Annotated in this window: 20 protein-coding genes and 1 pseudogene; 3 read left to right on the forward strand and 18 right to left on the reverse strand. The window is 73.8% G+C overall.

Translation table 11 applies throughout. The features are described 5' to 3' along the window. Window positions 1-60: 60 nt before the first annotated feature. Window positions 61-1,098, forward strand: coding sequence for an L-glyceraldehyde 3-phosphate reductase (gene mgrA, locus ABD981_RS14945; protein WP_123954823.1), 1,038 nt, complete (start codon window positions 61-63; stop codon window positions 1,096-1,098). A 290-nt stretch (window positions 1,099-1,388) separates the two neighbouring features. Here mgrA and ABD981_RS14950 read toward each other — a convergent pair whose 3' ends face one another. Both ABD981_RS14950 and ABD981_RS14955 read right to left on the reverse strand, forming a co-directional pair. Beyond that, a complete protein-coding gene (locus ABD981_RS14950) occupies window positions 1,389-2,915 on the reverse strand; it encodes a DUF2079 domain-containing protein (protein WP_123954824.1) in 1,527 nt (508 codons plus the stop codon). Between the two features lie 42 nt (window positions 2,916-2,957). Next, a complete protein-coding gene (locus tag ABD981_RS14955; RefSeq protein WP_046909814.1) occupies window positions 2,958-3,704 on the reverse strand; it encodes a prepilin peptidase in 747 nt (248 codons plus the stop codon). A 161-nt stretch (window positions 3,705-3,865) separates the two neighbouring features. On the opposite strand from ABD981_RS14955, the gene ABD981_RS14960 reads away from it, so the two are divergent. Beyond that, on the forward strand, window positions 3,866-4,192 hold the full coding sequence (locus ABD981_RS14960; protein WP_382748341.1) for a DUF192 domain-containing protein: 327 nt from the start codon (window positions 3,866-3,868) through the stop codon (window positions 4,190-4,192). On the opposite strand, the gene ABD981_RS14965 is transcribed toward ABD981_RS14960, so the two are convergent. Further along, window positions 4,153-5,250, reverse strand: coding sequence for a hypothetical protein (locus ABD981_RS14965; protein WP_123954826.1), 1,098 nt, complete (start codon window positions 5,248-5,250; stop codon window positions 4,153-4,155). The two genes, ABD981_RS14960 and ABD981_RS14965, sit on opposite strands and share 40 nt — an antisense overlap. 52 nt (window positions 5,251-5,302) lie before the next feature. Then, window positions 5,303-5,659 carry a hypothetical protein gene (locus ABD981_RS14970; RefSeq protein WP_046909817.1) on the reverse strand — a complete coding sequence of 119 codons (357 nt, stop codon included), beginning with the start codon at window positions 5,657-5,659 and terminating at the stop codon, window positions 5,303-5,305. Window positions 5,660-5,828: 169 nt separating this feature from the next. Between ABD981_RS14970 and ABD981_RS14975 the strand changes: the two genes are divergently transcribed. Next, window positions 5,829-6,806, forward strand: coding sequence for a DUF559 domain-containing protein (locus ABD981_RS14975; protein WP_046909818.1), 978 nt, complete (start codon window positions 5,829-5,831; stop codon window positions 6,804-6,806). Here ABD981_RS14975 and ABD981_RS14980 read toward each other — a convergent pair. From ABD981_RS14980 to ABD981_RS15045, 14 genes and pseudogenes are all read right to left on the reverse strand, one after another. Then, window positions 6,736-7,950 (reverse strand): hypothetical protein, encoded by a 1,215-nt coding sequence (locus tag ABD981_RS14980; RefSeq protein ID WP_046909819.1) that lies wholly within the window; start codon window positions 7,948-7,950, stop codon window positions 6,736-6,738. The two genes, ABD981_RS14975 and ABD981_RS14980, sit on opposite strands and share 71 nt — an antisense overlap. A gap of 6 nt (window positions 7,951-7,956) precedes the next feature. Next, the gene (locus tag ABD981_RS14985; protein WP_123954827.1) at window positions 7,957-8,589 is read right to left on the reverse strand and encodes an OmpA family protein; all 633 of its coding nucleotides are present in this window, start codon (window positions 8,587-8,589) and stop codon (window positions 7,957-7,959) included. Between the two features lie 10 nt (window positions 8,590-8,599). Next, entirely contained in the window at window positions 8,600-9,151 is a 552-nt protein-coding gene (locus tag ABD981_RS14990) for a hypothetical protein (RefSeq protein ID WP_240495350.1), read from the reverse strand. A 57-nt stretch (window positions 9,152-9,208) separates the two neighbouring features. After that, window positions 9,209-9,823: pseudogene (locus ABD981_RS14995) on the reverse strand (pilus assembly protein TadG-related protein); the annotation flags it as partial. 35 nt (window positions 9,824-9,858) lie between these two features. Beyond that, window positions 9,859-10,107 carry a Flp family type IVb pilin gene (locus ABD981_RS15000; RefSeq protein ID WP_240495352.1) on the reverse strand — a complete coding sequence of 83 codons (249 nt, stop codon included), beginning with the start codon at window positions 10,105-10,107 and terminating at the stop codon, window positions 9,859-9,861. Between the two features lie 90 nt (window positions 10,108-10,197). Further along, window positions 10,198-10,779, reverse strand: a complete 582-nt coding sequence (locus ABD981_RS15005) for a response regulator transcription factor (protein ID WP_240495353.1) — start codon at window positions 10,777-10,779, stop codon at window positions 10,198-10,200. A gap of 8 nt (window positions 10,780-10,787) precedes the next feature. Beyond that, a complete protein-coding gene (locus ABD981_RS15010; RefSeq protein ID WP_046909866.1) occupies window positions 10,788-11,675 on the reverse strand; it encodes a DUF5936 domain-containing protein in 888 nt (295 codons plus the stop codon). A 13-nt stretch (window positions 11,676-11,688) separates the two neighbouring features. Beyond that, window positions 11,689-12,633 carry a type II secretion system F family protein gene (locus ABD981_RS15015; RefSeq protein ID WP_046909822.1) on the reverse strand — a complete coding sequence of 315 codons (945 nt, stop codon included), beginning with the start codon at window positions 12,631-12,633 and terminating at the stop codon, window positions 11,689-11,691. Between the two features lie 15 nt (window positions 12,634-12,648). Next, a complete protein-coding gene (locus ABD981_RS15020; protein WP_046909823.1) occupies window positions 12,649-13,995 on the reverse strand; it encodes a TadA family conjugal transfer-associated ATPase in 1,347 nt (448 codons plus the stop codon). Continuing rightward, complete coding sequence (locus ABD981_RS15025; RefSeq protein ID WP_046909824.1) at window positions 13,992-14,384, reverse strand: TadE/TadG family type IV pilus assembly protein; 393 nt, start codon at window positions 14,382-14,384, stop codon at window positions 13,992-13,994. Before ABD981_RS15025 ends, ABD981_RS15020 begins: the two co-directional genes overlap by 4 nt. A 404-nt stretch (window positions 14,385-14,788) precedes the next feature. Beyond that, complete coding sequence (locus tag ABD981_RS15030) at window positions 14,789-15,157, reverse strand: TadE/TadG family type IV pilus assembly protein (RefSeq protein WP_046909825.1); 369 nt, start codon at window positions 15,155-15,157, stop codon at window positions 14,789-14,791. 1 nt (window position 15,158) lies between these two features. After that, window positions 15,159-16,415 (reverse strand): CpaE/TadZ family protein, encoded by a 1,257-nt coding sequence (locus ABD981_RS15035; protein WP_046909826.1) that lies wholly within the window; start codon window positions 16,413-16,415, stop codon window positions 15,159-15,161. Between the two features lie 8 nt (window positions 16,416-16,423). Then, window positions 16,424-17,128 carry a Flp pilus assembly protein CpaB gene (cpaB, locus tag ABD981_RS15040; RefSeq protein WP_046909827.1) on the reverse strand — a complete coding sequence of 235 codons (705 nt, stop codon included), beginning with the start codon at window positions 17,126-17,128 and terminating at the stop codon, window positions 16,424-16,426. 99 nt (window positions 17,129-17,227) lie between these two features. Further along, window positions 17,228-18,094 carry a hypothetical protein gene (locus tag ABD981_RS15045; RefSeq protein ID WP_046909828.1) on the reverse strand — a complete coding sequence of 289 codons (867 nt, stop codon included), beginning with the start codon at window positions 18,092-18,094 and terminating at the stop codon, window positions 17,228-17,230. Window positions 18,095-18,178: the final 84 nt, after the last annotated feature.

The raw sequence follows: 18,178 nt of genomic DNA on the forward strand, positions 1-18,178 counted from the left end.
GCGCACGGGTCACGGGCTCCCAGCCCGGGACTGTCACAAGTCCGTGATAGGGAGAGATACGTGACTGATTCCCCCCTGTACCAGGCAGCCTCGAACCGCTACGACTCCATGGAGTACCGGCGCACCGGCCGCAGTGGCCTCAAGCTCCCCGCCATCTCCCTCGGCCTCTGGCACAACTTCGGCGACGACCGTTCACTCGCCTCCCAGCGGGCGATCCTGCGCCGCGCCTTCGACCTGGGCGTGACCCACTTCGACCTGGCGAACAACTACGGGCCGCCGCCCGGCTCCGCCGAGCTGAACTTCGGCAAGCTCTTCGCCCAGGACTTCGCGCCCTACCGCGACGAGCTGATCGTCTCGACCAAGGCGGGGTACGAGATGCACCCCGGCCCGTACGGCGAGTGGGGCTCCCGCAAGTACCTGATGTCCTCGCTCGACGCCTCCCTGAAGCGGATGGGCCTCGACTACGTCGACATCTTCTACTCGCACCGCTTCGACCCGCACACCCCGCTGGAGGAGACGATGGGGGCGCTCGCCTCCGCCGTCCAGCAGGGCAAGGCGCTGTACGTGGGCGTCTCCTCCTACACGAGCGAGCAGACCGCCGAGGCCGCGCGGATCCTCAGGGAGATGGGCGTCCCGGCCCTGATCCACCAGCCCTCGTACTCCATGATCAACCGCTGGACCGAGGACGACGGCCTGCTCGACACCCTGGAGGCGGCCGGCATGGGCTGCATCTCCTTCGTGCCGCTGGCCCAGGGCCTGCTCACCAACAAGTACCTGAAGGGCATCCCCGAGGGCTCCCGGGCCACCCAGGGCAAGTCCCTCGACCCGAACCTGCTGTCGGACGAGGTGCTGCGCCGGCTGCGCGGCCTGGCGGACATCGCCGAGAGCCGCGGGCAGTCGCTGGCGCAGCTCGCGCTGTCGTGGGTGCTGCGGGACGAGCGGATGACCTCGGCGCTGATCGGTGCGTCGAGCGTGGCCCAGCTGGAGGAGAACGTCGCGGCCCTCGCCGCGGCCCCGCTGTCGGAGGAGGAGCTGAAGGAGATCGACTCCTTCGCCGTCGACACCGAGGGCACCAACATCTGGGCCGGCCGGGGCTGACGCCCGCAGGGCGACCCGGGGGACGTCCCCGGGGAGCCGGGAGGCAAGAAAAACGGGCCGGTCCGTGGGGGGGATACGGACCGGCCCGAGGGGGGGTTTCCACCATAACCCTTCATTAGTCGTGCTGCGTGCCACGTGCGCCGACCGGCGGGTCGCGGATTCGGTGGAGGCCAAGCGGCACAAGGGCTGTAGGGCCCGGTGGCGGGTTTGCGCCCGGGCGTGGCGGCGGAATCGGTACCTCCCACGGGGGACCCCCGCGCAGGGTCGCCCGGTTGACGGGGCGCCGCAGGTCAGGACGGGGTGCGCGGGGTCCCCGTGCGGTGCAGCAGCGTGATGCCGTCACGGCGGGCGACCAGCTCGTAACCGTGCTCGCGCTGCGCGGCCCGGAGCTCGGCGAGCTGCTGGGGCAGCGGGTAGGGCCAGTGCCCCGGCTTGTACGGCCAGGCCTCGGGGGTCTCGCTGTCGTGGACGATCCACTCGGCGGTCGGCGCAGGCAGGTCCCCGCGGGGGTAGGCGTAGAGCCGCCCGCCGACCGGGAAGGTCGGGAAGAGGACGACGGTGCAGCGCGAGGTGAGCTGCGGGGCGAGCCGGTTGGACGCGGCGACGGTGGCGCCGTCGGGGATCTCGTCGAGCAGGGCGCGGGCGGCCCGTACGTGCCCGGGGGTGTGCCAGGTGGCCCGCTGGGCGAGCTGGGCCAGCGGGAACGAGGGCAGCAGCACCGCCGTCACGGCGAGCACGGTGGCGAGCGGGGCGCGGAGCCGGCGGGGGTCGGTCTCCCGGCCGAGGACGTCCACGAGGCCGGCGAAGACGACGGGCATGAGGATCGCGCTGTAGTGGAAGGCGGTGCTCCAGTGGAAGCCGTTCTCCGAGGCCATCCGCCAGGCGAGGGTGGGCAGGGCGATCAGCGCGAGCGGGGAGCGCAGGGCGAGCAGCGCGGACGGGGCGAAGACGAGCACGAGGGTGGTGGCCTTCGTCTCGGGGCGCAGCAGGTCGAGCGGGGCGTGGGCCAGCGCACCGAGGAGCGAGCCGTGGGCGGCGGCGAGGTTGCCGCCGTGGGCGTAGCCGCCGGTGGGGTCGAGGGCGGGCAGCAGGACCTTGATCTCCAGGAACGAGCCGAGCAGGCCCGCGGCGACGGTGGCGAGGCCGAGGCGGAGCGCGCGCCGGTCGGTGCGGCCCTTCAGGGCGATGTAGCCGCCGACGGCGGCGAGGGTGAGCCCGAGGTCCTCCTTGACCAGGAGCAGGGGCGCGGCCCAGCCGACGGCGGCCCGCCAGCGCCGGTGGCCGAGGGCTTCCAGGGAGAAGGCGAGGAGCGGTACGGCGAGGGCGACCTCGTGGAAGTCGAAGGCGGCGGCGGAGGCGACGCCCCAGCTCAGTCCGTACCCGGCGGCGACGGCGTGGGCGGCGCGGCGGCCGAGCGCGCGGGCGGCCCAGCGGGCGAGCGGGACGACGGCGAGCGCGAGGAGCGCGGACTGGACGACGAGCAGGGTGAGGGGTGAGGGCCAGAGGCGGTAGAGCGGGGCGAGGGCGGCGAGCAGGGGGTGGAAGTGGTCGCCGAGGAGGTTGAAGCCCTCGCCGCGCAAGGGGGCGACGGGAGCCCGGAGTTCGGCGTAGGCGCGGACGGCCTGTTCGAAGATGCCGAGGTCGTAGCCGGTGGTGCGCAGGAGCTGGTGGCGGCGTACGGCGACGGTCGCGTAGAGCAGGCAGAGGCCGAGCGCCCAGACCCAGGGCAGGACGCCGGGGCGGCGGTACCAGGGGGTGGGGGCGGGGAGGTCCGACCCGTGCCGAGTCGATGCCGGTTTCTCAACGATTGTCCGCATATGGGGTGATGCTAGGGCCGGAGCGGCCCCGGGGCGGGCCTTTCAGGGGGTGGCGGTGAACGCGCCGAGGAGCAGGCCGAGGAGGGCGCCGCCGAGCATGAAGGGGCCGAAGGGGATCGCGGAACCCCGGCCCGCCCGCCGGGTGAGGACGAGTCCGAGGCCGTACAGCGAGCCGAGCAGGAAGCCCGCGAAGGCCCCCGCGAACAGCACCCCCCAGCCGTACCAGCCGAGGGCGGCGCCGAGCGGGACGGCCAGTTTCACGTCGCCGAAGCCCATGCCGTCGGGGTGGATCAGGAAGAGCAGCAGATAGCCGCCGCCGAGGGCGAGCGCGCCCAGCAGGGCGTGGAGCCAGGACCCCGCCGCGTACGGCAGGAGGGCGGCGACCGCGAGCAGCAGGGGCAGCGCCCCGGCGAGCGGCAGGGTCAGCCGGTCGGGCAGCCGGTGGACGCGCAGGTCCACCCAGGCGAGCAGGGTGCCGAACGGGGCGGCGAACAGCCAGACCAGGAGCTCGGGCCGGGGCCCGTCGGCGGCCGCGGCGAGCGCGGCGCAGACCAGCGCCGTGAGCAGCGGAGCGGTCAGCGGCGCGGGCGTGGTCGCGCACCGGGCCCGCCCCGGGCCGCCCAGCCAGCCGCGGGCCGGACCGGCGAAGGGGTGCCCGGCCGGGCAGCGGTCGCGCCACGGCTCGTCCGGGGCGACGGAGAGCCGGTACGCGGCCCGGGGGACGAGCCGGCCGGCCGCCGCGCCCCACAGGGCGGCGGCGGTGACGAGTGCGAGCGAGACGGCGTCCACGGAGCGACCCTAGGGCTAGGGTCTGGCCCATGGGGCGGACTTCGGGACGGACTTCGGGACGGGCGTCGGGCTGGGCGCCGGGGTGGGCGTCCGGATGGGCGGCGCGGCGGACCTGGCGGGACGGGCCGGGGGTGCTGGAAACGCCGGGCGGGGCGGTGCCTTTGGAGATCGCCGCTTCCTATCGGGCCCGGCGGCGGGGGCTGCTCGGGCGGGACGGGATCGACGGCGCGCTGCTCATCACGCCGACCAACAGCGTGCACACCTTCGGCATGCGCTTCCCCCTCGACGTCGCCTACCTGGACCGCTCGCTGACCGTCCTCGACGTGGTCACCATGCGGCCCGGCCGGCTCGGCATGATCCGCCCGCGCGGCCGGCACGTCCTGGAGGCGGCGGGCGGCGCGATGGCGGAGTGGGGGCTGCGCCGGGGCGTACGGGTCACGGTGGACCGTTACGGCGGGCCGGAGCCCAGCAGCGTGAACGCCCCGTAGACCGCCGAGGCCAGGGCCAGCGCGGCGAGGACCGGCACCGCGGTACGGGTCCGGAGCCGGGCCAGGGCCACCGCGGGCGGCAGCAGCAGACCGAACGCCGGCATCATCAGGCGCGGCCGGGAGCCGAAGTAGGCGGCGCCGACCAGCGAGATCACGACCACGGCGACCGTGTAGACGAGCAGCGGGAGCGGCTGCCGCTGCCGCACGCACAGGGCGACCAGCCAGCCGAGCAGTCCGAGCGCCGCGCACAGGCCGAGCCCGGCGGGCCAGGGCAGCCCGGCGATGAAGCGGGCGAGGGCGACGCCCCCGTCGATGGAGTTGCCCCAGGCGGCCTGCACGTCGAAGTAGGCCGTCGCGCTGCCCTGCCGGAGACCGACGTAGACGATGTACGCGAGCCAGCCGAGCGGCGCGAGCAGGGCGCCCACGGCGACGGAGGCCCGCAGCCGGCGCTCCCGCACCACCGTGACCAGGGCGGTGATCCCGATCGCGGCGATCAGCGCGGCGGCGGTCGGCCGGGTGAGCCCGGCGAGCACGCACAGCGCGCCGGCCACGATCCAGCGCCCGCGCAGCACGGCGAGCACCGACCAGGCGGCGAGCGCGGTGAAGAGCGTCTCCGTGTACGCCATCGACTGCACGAACGCCGTCGGGTACACCCCCCACAGGACGGCCAGCACCACCCCGGCGCGCTTCCCGGCCACATGGGCGCCGACCTCGTGGATGCCCCAGGCGGCGGCGAGCGAGGCGGCCCAGGAGACGAGCAGTCCGGCGGTGGCCGCGTCGACGGGCAGGACGGCGGAGACGGCCCGTTCGAGGGCGGGGAAGAGCGGGAAGAAGGCGAGGTCGGCGTGGACGCCGCCGTCGGGCAGGGTGACCTGGTGGCCGTAGCCGTGCTCGGCGATCCGGGTGTACCAGACCGCGTCCCAGCGCCCCATGAGCCGGTGCAGCCCGTCCTTGCCGGTGGCCGCCGCGAAGGCGGCGAGCACGGCGAGGCCCACCAGACGGGTGGCGGCATAGCCGCCGAGGGCGGCCCAGGGCGGGGCGGGGGTGGTGCGGGACATGCGATCGATTATGTCCGGACCGGCCGGGCGCCCCGGCGGGCACCCGGTCCGCTCAGCCCAGGGGCCGGATCCTCAGGAACTTCGCCGAGAGGACCGGGCCGAGCTGCCCCGCGATCTCGTGCCCCGGCTCCGGCGGGGAGGGCAGGTCGCCGAGGAAGGAGGTGACGATCACCTCGTCGATGCCGAGGACGCCCCGGCAGCACTGTTCCTCGAGGAAGTCCAGGGTGCGCCGCCAGCGGTCCTGGTCCTCCAGGAAGGAGCTGACGGTTCCCTGGACCACGTCCCAGAAGAAGACGTGCGGCAGGACGCCGCCCTGGGTGAAGACGTGCGACTCGTACGCGTCACGGAACTCGGGGATCCGGGCGACGAGGTCGCTGACCAGTTGGACACTCGGGGTCGTGGTCGTCATCGGCTGCCCATTTCGGACTTCGAAAGCGCTCTGTAGCTGTTGCTCTTCCGACCAGCATGCTCCTCCTGAAGTACCCCGTCCCGTCACTTTTGCGCTTTCCTGACGACGTCTTATGCCTGCTTTTCCACAGGGGGTGCGAAAGGTCCCCCATCCGTGGATCGTTGCTCGTATGTACGAGTTGGTGACACTCGCCCGGGGCGGGGTGCTGCTCACGGTGTGGGCACTCGCGGCGGGCTGGCCGCGGGGCCGGCTGGCCGTGCGGCTGCGCGGGGACGGGTGGCAGCGGATCTGCCGGGGCGCGTGGGCGGTCCCGGGGAAGGAGGTGGACTGGAGGGTGCGGGCCGGCGCGGTCCAGCTGCTCCGCCCCGAGCTCGTGTGCAGCCACCGCACGGCGGCGGCCCTGCACCGCATCGAGCTGCTCGCGGACGGAGCGAGAGGGGCGGACGGGCCGGAGCCACTGGAGTTCACCGCGCCCGGAGGCGGCGCTTCCGGTGGCCGGATCCATGTGCACGGGACGGCCGGGCTGACGGACCGTGACTGCGTCGTGCGGCGAGGGCTGCGGGTGACGGGCCCGGCCCGGACGGTCGCCGACCTGATACGGGCCGCCGCCATCCGCGAGGAGGCGGTGGTGGTCGCGGACTCGGCGCTCTCCCGCCGCTGCGTGGCGGGCCGCCGGCGGGAGCCGTTGGTCGGCCGGGAGGAGCTGGCGGCGGCGCTCGCGGTGCCCCGCCGCCCGGGTGCGCCGCGGGCCCGGCGCTGGCTGCCGCTGGCCCGTCCGGGGTCGGGCTCGCCCGCGGAGACGGTCGCCCGGCTGCGGATGGGGGACGCGGGCCTGTTCCCCGAGGTGCAGCCCGCCCTCCGCTCGGGCGCGGGCCGCGCCCTGCACCCGGACTTCTACTTCCGCGCGGCGGGACTGGTCGTCGAGATCGAGGGCTTCGCCTTCCACGGCACCCGGGAGGCCCACGAGCGGGACGTCCGGCGCTTCAACGAGCTGCAGAGCTGCCCGGGGGTGCGCCGGGTGCTGCGCTTCACGGCACGGGAGGTGTTCGACCGCCCGGACCGGATGACGGCCACGATCAGAGAGGCGCTCGGGTCTCTCGGGGCGCCGCCGCGTGCCGGCCCCGGGGGCGTCGGCGCCGGCGGGTGACGACGGGCCAGGCGCCGAGGCCGGCGACCAGGACGGTGCCGGTGGTGATGCCGGCGATGCCGACGGCCCGGAGGACGGGATCCGGCTCCCGCCCGCCGGCCCCGCCCTCTCGCTCTCCCCCACCCTCCTCCGAGGGGAGGTGGCCGAGGTCGAGCGCCAGGGCGACGGGGCCGGGGGCGCGGCGGTCGAGCGCCAGCTGGACGTAGTACGCCCCCTCGAAGCGCATGGCGCTCGCGGCCTCCGTGGCGCCCTGGGTGCGGTTGGCGTAGGCGGCCGGGGCGGTGGCGAGGAAGAGCGTGGCCGGGGCACCCGTGTACAGCGCCTTGCGTTCGTCGACGGCGCCGCGCGCGGGGTTGTAGAGCGCGAGCCGCAGCCCGTCCGGGAGGGCGGAACGGCCGGGCGGGGGCGTCCCGTTCGCGAACCGGGCCTGGACGAAGAGCTGCTGCCCCCAGGCCACCGGCACCCGGTAGAAGCGGCTCTCCCCCGGCAGCAGCTCGTCGCGCCAGGTGCCGTCGCCGACCGGGGCGGCGTCGTTGAAGCCGGTGCCGCCCCGGGCGGTGCCGGCGGAGGGGCCGTCGCCGAGGCCGGCGGGCGGCTCGGTGCGCCAGCCGGTGGGCGCGGCACCGGTGCCGCCCGTGCCGCCGCCTCCGGACTCGGCGACGTACCCGATCTCGACGGTCCGCCGCCGCACCGCGCCCAGGGCGCGGCCGACGCCCTCGACCACCAGCACGTACTCCCCCGGCTCCTGGCAGGGCCGCCCCGGCTCGACGCGCCGGCTGACGTAGTCGGCGACGGGCCGGGCGGTGTCCCCGTAGAAGCGGATGTCGTTGGGCGGACCGCAGGGCGCGCCGGAGGCGGTGCGCAGCGAGAGCGAGAGGCCGTCCACGACGTCGACCTCGCTGCCGGGCTCGGGGGCGAGGACGGCGGAGAGGAAGACGTCCGAGCCGCCGTCGAGCCGGAGGCGGTACGTGTGCGTCTCCCCGCGCGCTATCTCGTCGAGGTACGTGCCGGGCCCCGGCAGCTCCGCCCCGGAGCGGACGGGGCGGGCGTCGGGGGCGGTGCGGTACGCCGCCGGGGCGCCGGGGCGGGGGGCGGCTCCGCCCAGCACCCCGACGGCGAGCGCGGCGGCCAGGACCCTGCGCATCGGCCGCTACCCGCCGCCGCCCGAGGATCCCGAGGTCCGTGGGAAGGACACCTCGACGCGGCGGTTCTTCTTCCGCCCCTCCTCGGTGGAGTTGTCGGCGATCGGGTAGTCCTCGCTGTAGCCGCGGATGTCGAAGGTCGTCCCCGCGTCGAGGTTCCTCGCCAGCTCCAGCTGCACGGCGTCGGCGCGCGCCTTGGAGAGCTTGAGGCCGTGCTCGTACGACCCGAGGTCGTCGGTGAACCCGAAGACGCGGACCCGGCCGGACCCCTGCTTGTTGATCTCCACGGCGATGGCGGCGATCCGGGCGGTGGCGGCGGGGCTCAGCTTGGCGCTGTCCTTCGCGAACAGCACTTCGGCCTGCAGCGCGAACGTCACGTCCACGTTGGTGTCCTCACGCCGCTGCTCGCCGCCCTCCTCCTCGACGATCTGCTTGATGTCGAGGATCTTCGCGGGCGCGAGGGTGGCGCCGTCGGGGAGCATGAGCGCGGGCGCGTTGGAGTCGATGGGCGGCGGCGGGGACGCGCTGGACGTCGATCCGGGCGGATCATCGGCCCGCGCCGTCGCGGCGGGACCCGCGAGGCCGGACAGCAGGACCATGCCGGCGGTGAGAGCGGCGAGGCGGCGGGGTGTCGTCGTCATGGCTGCGCCCTCAGGAGAGCTTGATGGTGGCGGGGTCGAAGGTGGGGAGCTGGAGGGAGACCTCGGTGGTGGTGGGGGGTGGGGCGGGGAACTGCATGAAGACGGAGGTCCAGGCGCCGGCGGCGAGGCTGTCGAGGCCGGTGGTGGTGAGGGGGCGGCCGTCCGTGTCGCGGAGGACGTAGTAGCGCTTCTTGCCGACCGAGTCGACGAGGGTGGCACCCCCCAGCGAACTTCCGTGCTTGATGACCTCGGTCTCGTTGCCGTTCACCTGGGGTGGGATGACCGCCGTCGCGTCGGCGACGTTCCTCAGCTTTCCGGAGACGGTGATGAATCCGCCACCGTCCCGCTTGGCCGACTCGACGGAGAGCTCAAGGCCCTCCTGTCCTTTGAGCACCGCGAGGACCGTCGCGGGCTCCTGGGACTGCGGCTGGGTGTTCCCGCCGCTGCCACCGGCTGTGGAGGACGACTTGGTCGACGCCGGCTTGTCCTGCTGCGGCTTCTCTTCGCCGCCGCAAGCGGAGAGGCCGAAAACCAGTCCGGCTGCGATGGCCACCACGGCCATCCCTCTACCGGCCTTCGTTACGTGCCGCACACTCATGGGAACAGGGTCCTTCGCTCGTCAGTCGGCCAGTCGGACGGAAAAGAGCTCGGCCGCGTCGGGCAGGCTCGGGTGGTCGGGGTCGATCGTCCACTCGACGCCGTCGCAGAACAGGCCGGTGATCGGCTCCGGTTCAGGGCTGGGCGTGGGGGTCGGCTCCGGTGTCGCCGATCCGCTGGGCTCCGGAGTCGTGGGCGACGGCTCTGGAGCGTCGAAGTAGCAGCGAGGTTCGAGCACGGCCGTCGCTGTCGCCACCGCGTGTTGTTTCGCCGCCCCGGGAAGGCCCACCACGTCGAGGGTGCGGATCTGGACCCGGAACCCTTCCTCACCGGACCCGAGGGCGGTGCAACCGGTGTCCCAGAGCTCAGCGTCGTTCTTCGACGCGAACAGCTCCGCCCTTTGGCAGGCGCGTTCAGAGTCGTACTCCTCGCCCTGCAGGTAGCGGTCCCACGCACCCGGATCCAGGATCACGTCGAGCCAGCCGTCCCGCAGTTGCTCGCGGGCGTCCTGTGCAGCGGCGAGCGCAGCGGCGTCGGCCGCCGTCTGTCCACCGTTGCGGGTGGCCGCCGCCTGCCCCACGGCGAAGTAGACGAACGCGAGGAAGAGCAGCCCCCCGATCACCGCGATGTAGACGGGAAAGGCCTGCCCCTCGTCACCCCGCCGGAGGCCGGCTAGTGCGCGCCGCCCTGGCCGCCACCTCCGCCGGTCAGCTCGGAGATCTTCTTGGTGATGGCGCCCTTGATCGACTGGCCGATGTCCGTCCCCGTGATCGCGACCACGATCGCCACCACCACCACGATGATCCCCAGGTACTCCACCGCCGTCTGCCCCCGGTCCCCCCTCCGGGCGGACCTGCGGTCGGACCAAGTCCCCGCCTGTACGCGGGCCTTGGTCAGGAGCTTGAGCAGCGCGTCGTTCATGGTGTTCCCCTCCGTGTCCGGCGACGCGGGCAGGGTACGCCTGGAGGGCGGGGTGTTCACAGGGTCCGTAGGCCCAATCACGGTGGGTAGTCATGACGCCGTCCTCGTGCCGAGCCAGGAGGCGATGGCTTCGCCGCGGGTGGTGCTGTCGAGTTTGGCGAAGATGCGGTTGATGTGGTTCTTGACGGTCTTCTCGGTGATGAAGCAGGTGGCGGCGATCTGCTGGTTGGTCATGCCCGACGCGATCAGGTCCATCACCTCCGCCTCCCTCGCACTCAGGCCAAACCGTCCCACATCTGGTTGCACTTGCGAAGCTGGATTTCTGAAACGCAATATATTCGAGACAGTTGAGCCCGCGCCAGTGTGTGCAGTAGCACGCATCGCCCGTAAGAGGTCGTCCAGGACGAACGCCCCGTGGACCAGGCAGGACACCCCCTCCGGCGCCTCCTGCCCCGGGTGGACCAGGAGCAGGACCGGGGCCACCGAACTCGGCGGGGGCAGCGGGGTCGAGGCGTCCAGGAGGATCAGGTCCGGGGCGGTGCGGCGGGCCCGGGCGAGGGTCTCGTCGGGGGCGGAGGTCTCCGCCACCACGCGGACGTCCGCGCGGCCGCCGAGGAGCGCCGTCAGCCCCGCCCGTACCACCGGGTTCGCGCTCGCCACCAGGACTCTCATCGCGGCCCTCATTCGCCCGTGATCGAGCCGAAGTCGGTGCCCGTGCCGAGGAACAGGCCCGCCCCCAGCAGGATCATCGTCGCCGGGACCATCAGGGTCGTGATCACCATCGTCGCCTTGGGGACCGCCTTCGCCGCCTTGCGCCGCGCGTTCTGCGCGTCGGTGCGCCGCATGTCGTTGGCGATCTGGATGAGGGTGTCGACGATCGGGGCGCCGAGCTCCTCGCCCTGCTGGAGCGCCGTGACGAACTGCGCGACCTGCTCGGAGTCGTTGCGCCGGCGCAGTTCGTCGAAGGCCTGGCGGCGGCTGACGCCCATGTCCATCTGGCGCAGGGTGATGCGCAGTTCGTCGGCCCACGGGCCCTCGTACTTCTCCGCCACCCGCTCCAGCGCCTGGCGGAAGCCGAGCCCCGCGGAGACGACCACGGCGAGGACGTCGAGGAAGTCCGGCAGGGTGCGTTCGATCTGGTCCTTGCGGATGCGGACCGCGGACCAGATGCCGACCTCGGTCCAGAAGGCGCCGAAGGCGAAGAGCAGGACCGCGACCAGGAACGAGCCCCGCCCCAGCATCAGCAGGCCGCCGAAGACGCCGAGGAAGCCGTAGACGGCGCGCCGGGCCCCGTACCGGTCTATGGTCAGGCCGCCGGGGTTGCCCGCGAGGTCGATCCGGCGGCGCACCGAGCTGACCCGCTTGGGGCCCATCAGCCGCAGCACGGCGGGCGACCAGCGCATCCCGAGCCGGTCGACGAGCGAGTCGACGGCGCCGGTGCGGGTGGCGCCGACCTCCAGGGCGAGCTGGAGGTCGGAGGGCAGCTTGGCGTCCGCCCGGTAGAGGCGGATGCCGTAGCAGGCGCCGGCGACGGAGAGCCCGGCGAGGAGGGCGAGCAGCAGTTCCACGTTCTCCACGCCCCTACACGTCGATCTTCGAGAAGCGGCGGATGGCCACGAAGCCCACGCCGTAGAGCGCGATGGCGATCACCACCGCCAGCTGCCCCATGCCCGAGCCGGTCATCCGGTCCAGCGCGCCCGGTTGCATGTTGTCGATGAGCAGCAGCGAGCCGACACCGATGACCGGCACCGCGTACGCCGTGAGGCTCACCTGCGACAGCTGGGTGCGGACCTCGCGGCGGGTCTCCTTGCGCTCCTCCAGGGTCTCGGTGAGGTTGCGCAGCGAGGAGACGACGGTGCCGCCGGCCCGGTTGGCGAGGACCAGCGTGGTGACCAGGACGACGAGTTCACGCGAGGGCAGGCGTTCGGCCAGCTCGCCGAGGGCCTCGTCGACCGAGGTGCCGACGGCGAGCTGCTGGGCGACCTTCTCCAGTTCGTCGCCGGCCGGGGCCTCCAGCTCGTCGGCGGCGAGCGAGAGCGCCATCCGCAGGGCGAGTCCGGCCTGGGTGGCGTTGGCCAGGATGCGGGAGAGCTCGGGGAGCTGGTTGATGAACTTCTCGATCCGCTTCTGCCGCTGCCAGTTGAGGAAGCCCATCGCCACCCACAGGCCGAGGAATCCGCAGATCGGGCCGAAGAAGGGGGACAGCAGCGCCTGGCCGGTGATCCACAGGACGGCGACCGTCGCCGCCATGGAGACGACGAACTCCCCGGGGGTGATGTCGAGTCCGGTGGCGGAGATGCGCAGTTCCAGCTTGCGCCCGAAGGCGGTGCGGCGCACCCGGCGGTCGATGCCGCGGAACGGGCGGCGGCGTCCGCCCGTACCGCCCTCGCCGCCCTCGCCGGTCTCGGACAGCCGGGCGATGAGCGCGGCCCGCTGGGCGGACCCGCTCGCGTACGTCCGGATGCCGAGCACGGCCAGGACGCAGCAGATCAGCGTCGCGCCCACGGTCAGCAGAGTCGGATTCACGTCGGTCTTCCTTCCCTACCTGGCTTCCCGAACGGCCAGTTGTTCGTCGTGCGCGGCCACGCCGAAGGCCTGCGGGATCGGCTGGCCCGCCATGTACAGCCGCTGGGCGACCCGGCGCGGCAGCGGGTGGTACGCGAACTCCCCGTACACCCGCCCGTCGGCGGCCGGCGGCTGGGCCTGGAAGCGGCAGACGGTGGCGAGGAGGTAGCGCTCGCGCCCGTCGGAGGCGAGGATCGCGATCTCGGTGATCCGGCGGGTGCCGTCGGGGTGGCGGGTGAGCTGGACGAGGACGTCGACGGCGCTGTTGATCTGGTCGCGCAGCGCCTCGAAGGGGACCTTGACCTCCGACATGGAGGCCAGGGTCTGGAGTCGCATGAGGGCGTCCTCGGCCGAGTTGGCGTGGACGGTGGCGAGCGAGCCGTCGTGGCCGGTGGACATGGCCTGGAGCATGTCGAGGGTCTCGCCGCCGCGGACCTCGCCGACCACGATCCGGTCGGGGCGCATGCGCAGCGAGTTGCGGACGAGGTCGCGGATGGTGACGGCGCCCCGGCCCTCGATGTTGGGCGGGCGGGCCTCCAGGCGGATGACGTGGGACTGCTGGAGCTGGAGTTCGGCGGAGTCCTCGATCGTGATGACCCGCTCGGCGTCGGGGATGAGTCCGGACAGGGCGTTGAGCAGCGTGGTCTTCCCGGTGCCGGTGGCGCCGGAGACGATGATGTTGAACTTCGCCTGGACAAGACCGGAGAGCAGCAGCAGCATCTGCTCGTCGAGCGAGCCGAGGCCGATCATCTCGTGCAGGGTGTACGCGCGGGGGAAGCGGCGGATGGTGAGGGTGGCGCCGGTGAGGGAGAGCGGCGGGATGATGACGTTGACGCGCTCGCCGGAGGGCAGCCGGGCGTCGACCATCGGGTTCGACTCGTCCACCCGCCGGTTGACCGTCGACACGATCCGCTCGATGGTCTGCATCAGCTGCTCGTGCGAGGCGAAGCGGAGCGGGAGGAGTTCCACCCGGCCGGCCCGCTCGATGTAGATCTGGTCGGGTCCGTTGACCATGATCTCGGTGATGGACGCGTCCTCCAGGAGCGGTTCGAGCACGCCGAGGCCGAGCGCCTCGTCGACCACCCGGCGGATCAGCTGGGCCCGCTCGGCCGTCGACAGGACGGGGCCCTCGCGGCTGATGATGTGGCCGAGCACCCGCTCCAGGCGCGCCCGGCGCTCGGCGGCGGCGAGCGCGGACATCTCGGTGAGGTCGATCTCCTCCAGGAGCTTGGCCCGGAAGGACGCGACGAGGTGTCCGTCCTCCCGGCCGCCGCCTCCGGCGCCGGTCTCCTCGGGGTGGCCGATACGGGACCTGAGACTCACGGCCGGTCCTCCTGGGGCGCGTCGGGCAGGGGCATGGTGGCGGTCCTCGTGATCGTCGGCATGTCCAGGAAGGGGATGAGGGACGGCACGTCGACGCTGACGGTCGCGACCCCGCCGGACTCGGTCACGGTGCTGTGGCCGGCGATCCAGCCGCTCATCGCCGCCTTCCCGGCGGCCGCCGGACCCGGTACGGAGTCGAGGTCGTCCACGCTCGCGGCCCGCGCCGCCGCCCGCGCGCCGGTGCCCGCCTGCTGGGCGGCGTACGCGGCGATGCCGAACTGCACGCCGACGAGGCCGACGAGCAGGAGGAGCGGCAGGAAGCCCAGGTACTCGACGGCGACCTGCCCGCGGTCGCGCACCGGAAGCCGCGCGGGGCGCGAGGGGCGCACGGGGTGCCCGAGGCCCTCCGGACGCCCGAGCCGGCCGGAGCGCCCGCCGCGCCCGAGCCTGCCGAACCGCCCGAGGCGGCCAGAGCGCCCAACCCGTCCGAGCCTGCCGGAGCACCCGAGCGGCCCGAGCCTGCCGGAGCGCCCGACCCGTCCGAACCGGCCGGAGCACCCGAGCGGCCCGAGCCTGCCGGAGCGCACGACCCGTCCGAACCGGCCGGAGCACCCGAGCGGCCCGAGCCTGCCGGAGCGCACGACCCGTCCGAACCGGCCGGAGCACCCGAGCGGCCCGAGCCTGCCGGAGCGCCCGACCCGTCCGAGCCGCCCGGAGCGCCCGCCGCGCAGAAGCCGCCCGGAGCGCCCAACGCGCAGAAGCCGTCCGAGCCCCTGAAGACGTCGACGTCCCCTCATCGGCCCTCCCCCTCCCACACGGCCCCCGCCTCGCCGGTCACGTCGAACGGGAAGCTGATCGCGCCCGGGAAGAGCACCGGCACGCGCAGCTTCACCGTGGCCCGCACCAGCCCGCCGTCCCGCTCGCAGCCCGCCGAGGCGCCCGCGGCCCAGGCGCCGTCCAGGTGCCGCTCGGCCGCCTCCCCGCAGTCGTCGCCCACGGCGCCCGCGCGGGCCGCCTCGTCGGCGGCGTTGCCGGCGAGGGTGAACGTGTAGCCGATCAGCACGCACTGCCACAGCAGCACCAGCGTGAGCAGGATCAGGGGCAGCATGCCGACGAACTCGATCGCCACCTGCCCCCTGTCGTCCCGCTCCCCGCGTCTCATCTCAGCGTCCCGCCCCGCGCCGCCGCAGCCCCAGGGCGCCGCGCTCCCCGCCCCGTACGAGCTCCTTGCCCTGGGCGGATCCGCCGCCGGTCTTCACGAGCCCGAGCTCGCCCGCCAGCGCCCACAGCGCCTGCTTGACGGTCGAGCGGGCGTCGAGGTCGTGGAGGCGGCCCGCGTCGACGACGGCGGCGAGCTCCTTGAAGTGGGCGGGGACCGTGACGCCCGCGATGCGGGTGCCGGTGATCTTCTGGACCAGGGGCGGCTGGATCTCGGTGGACCGGTGGTGGCGGTTGACCAGCATGGTGGTCTCCTCCGGCTTGCGGACCTGGAGGCGGTCCCACATCCGTACCGCCCGCTTGGCCGCCCGGACCGCGACCACGTCGGGGGTGGTCACCAGCAGGGCCGTGTCGGCCATCTCGACGGCGGCGGCGCTCGCCCCGTCGAGGTGGGTGCCGCAGTCGATGACGACGACCTCGTGGCGGCTGCGGAGGGCGCTGACGATCTGGCGCGCGGAGCGGTCGGTGACCTCCTCGGCGCGCTCGCCCTCGGCGGGGGCGAGGAGCAGGCTGACGCCGGTCTCGTGGACGTACACCGCGTCCTGGAGGACCCGGGGCGAGATGTCGTCGACGGCGGCGAGGTCGGCGAGCGAGCGGCGGAACTGCACGTCGAGGTAGGAGGCGATGTCGCCGCCCTGGAGGTCCATGTCGACGAGAGCGACGGTGTGGCCGGAGGCGCGGGCGGCGAGGGCGAGGTGGACGGCGGTGACGGTGGTGCCGACGCCGCCCTTGGCGCCGCTGACGGTGACGACCCGGCCGCCGGGTCCGGTGAGGGCCTCGGTCCCGGCGCCGAGGTGGCGGCGGACCCCGGTGGACCACTGGGCGGCGGCCTGGACGCGGCTGGCCAGCTCCTCGTAGCCGAGCGGGAGGGTGACGAGGCCGCGGGCCCCGGAGTCCATGGCGGCGGAGAACAGCACGGGACTGGCGTCGGCGGTGATGAGGACGACGCCGACGGCGGGGAAGCGGAGGGCGACCTCGCGGATCAGCTCCAGCGCGGGCACCGGTCCGATCCGCTCGTGGACGAGGACGACCTCGGGGAGTTCGTCGAGGGACTCGGCGGCGAGGCGGGCCAGGGTGTCGACGAGCTGGGTGGAGTCGGCGACGGGGGCGGCGGGTTCGGCGTCGGGGAGCTGGCCGATGAGGGTGGTGACCGCGCGGGCCGCGTCCGCGTCGCCGACCGCCGGCAGGATCCTGGTGGTCATGCGGGGCCTCACTTGTCCTTGTCGAGCGTGTAGGTGCGGTCGCGGGCGTCGGGCGGGGTGCTGCCGCCGGGCGCGACGAGGGCGAGGCGGACGTGCTGGGCGAAGGACTCGGCGTAGGCGACGCGCTGGGTGTCGACGGTGGAGAGCGCGAAGGTGATCGGGACGGCCTCGGTGGCCCGGTTGCGGTCCTCGCGCGAGGGGGTGAGGGCGGTGAGTTCGCCGACGTCGATGACCCGGGCGCCGGCGACGATCATCTTGGACTGGGCGGCCTGGCCGCCGCGTTCGCCGGCGAAGGTGGCGTAGATGTTGACGGTGGAGCCGGGGGTGATCTTGCCGGCCACTCCGGTGGCGGCGTCGATCATGATGGCGATCTCCTGCTGCCCGGGTTCGAGCGCCGGGCGCTTGACGATCATGTCGCTCTGGAGGAGCGAGCCGGCCTTGAGGGTGGTGACGGCGATCTTGCCCTCGGTCTGGGCGAGGTCGGTGACGGCGGTGGCCGGCAGCCAGCGCTCGGGCATCGTGATCTTCTCGAAGCGGCCGGGGCCGAGCGGGGTGTACGGCTGGATGTCGTCCTTGACCCGGTACGCGGTGACCTCGGGCCCGACCTTCGAGTTCACGTCGCCGATCACCGAGAGCACGCCGGCGAAGGCGCCGAGGGCGCACAGGACGGAGAGCAGCAGCAGGATGACACCACGGCGCTGGCGGGAGTTCATGGCCGTACTACCTCGATCGTGGACGTGGGACGCGATGGACTCGATGGACGGGGCGGGCGGGGCTGACGGGGCGGGACGGGCTGACGGGGCGGGCGGTGGCTAGCGGGACGGGGCGGTCGCCGGGGTCGGTTCGGCCGTGGGCAGCGGGGCCACGCAGAAGCCGCAGCGGTCGCCGATGAGCTCCATCCGGCACCAGTGGCAGGTCTCCCGCCGTACGGAGGAGACCAGTTGGTGCAGGACGGGCAGGTCGGCGAGGTGGGCGGCGAACTCGACCAGCTTGCCGGTGCCCCACCAGCGGGGCGAGGACTCGGGCAGCGCGGTCTCCTGGACCGCGCGGACCTGCCAGCGCGGGGCGAGGGCGGCGGTCGGCCAGTCGGTCTGGAGCTGGCCGCGGGCGAGCACGAGGTCGGTGGTGAACTCGGGGCCTGTGAGCGCGTCGGAGGCGCCGTGGCCGCCGGATCCGATCCGTACGAGTTCGGCCACGGGTCCGGCCAGGACGCCGAACTGGGCGCCGGGGAGCCAGCCCTTGACGTGCGAGGTGAGCCCGACCGGGACCCGGTCGAGACGGGCGACGGAGCCGAGGACGGCGCCGGCGTACACGTAGTGGGTGAGCAGCCGGGCGGCGGAGGCGAGGACTCCGGGGCTGAAGTCGCAGCCGGAGAGCTGGCGCAGCTGGCGGACGAGGACGGCGGCGCCGAGCGGCGGCAGGGCGGTCCTGACGATCGCGATCCGGTCGGATTCGAGCAGCGAGCGGACCGTGTGCAGGCGCTGCTCGGTCGCGGCCGGCGCGGAGGTGGGGCAGACGACGATCACGTGCCCGTGGCGTTCGAGCAGGAGCTGCACGTCGGCGAGGGCGGCGTCGAGCGAACGGGTGTCGGGCCCGGGCAGGACGGCCGCGGGGGGCGTCTGGGGGTCGGTGGGCGGCAGCACCAGGTCGGGGCTGGTGACCGCAATCGCTGTCGGCACGCCGGGCTCCCCCGATCCCTCACTGACCACTACATGCTGCGTTCGCAGCGTCACGCCCCTGCACTTTATCCACGTCCCCCGGGG

It is taken from the genome of Streptomyces showdoensis (assembly GCF_039535475.1).
In the GTDB taxonomy this organism is placed as follows: Bacteria; Actinomycetota; Actinomycetes; order Streptomycetales; family Streptomycetaceae; genus Streptomyces; species Streptomyces showdoensis.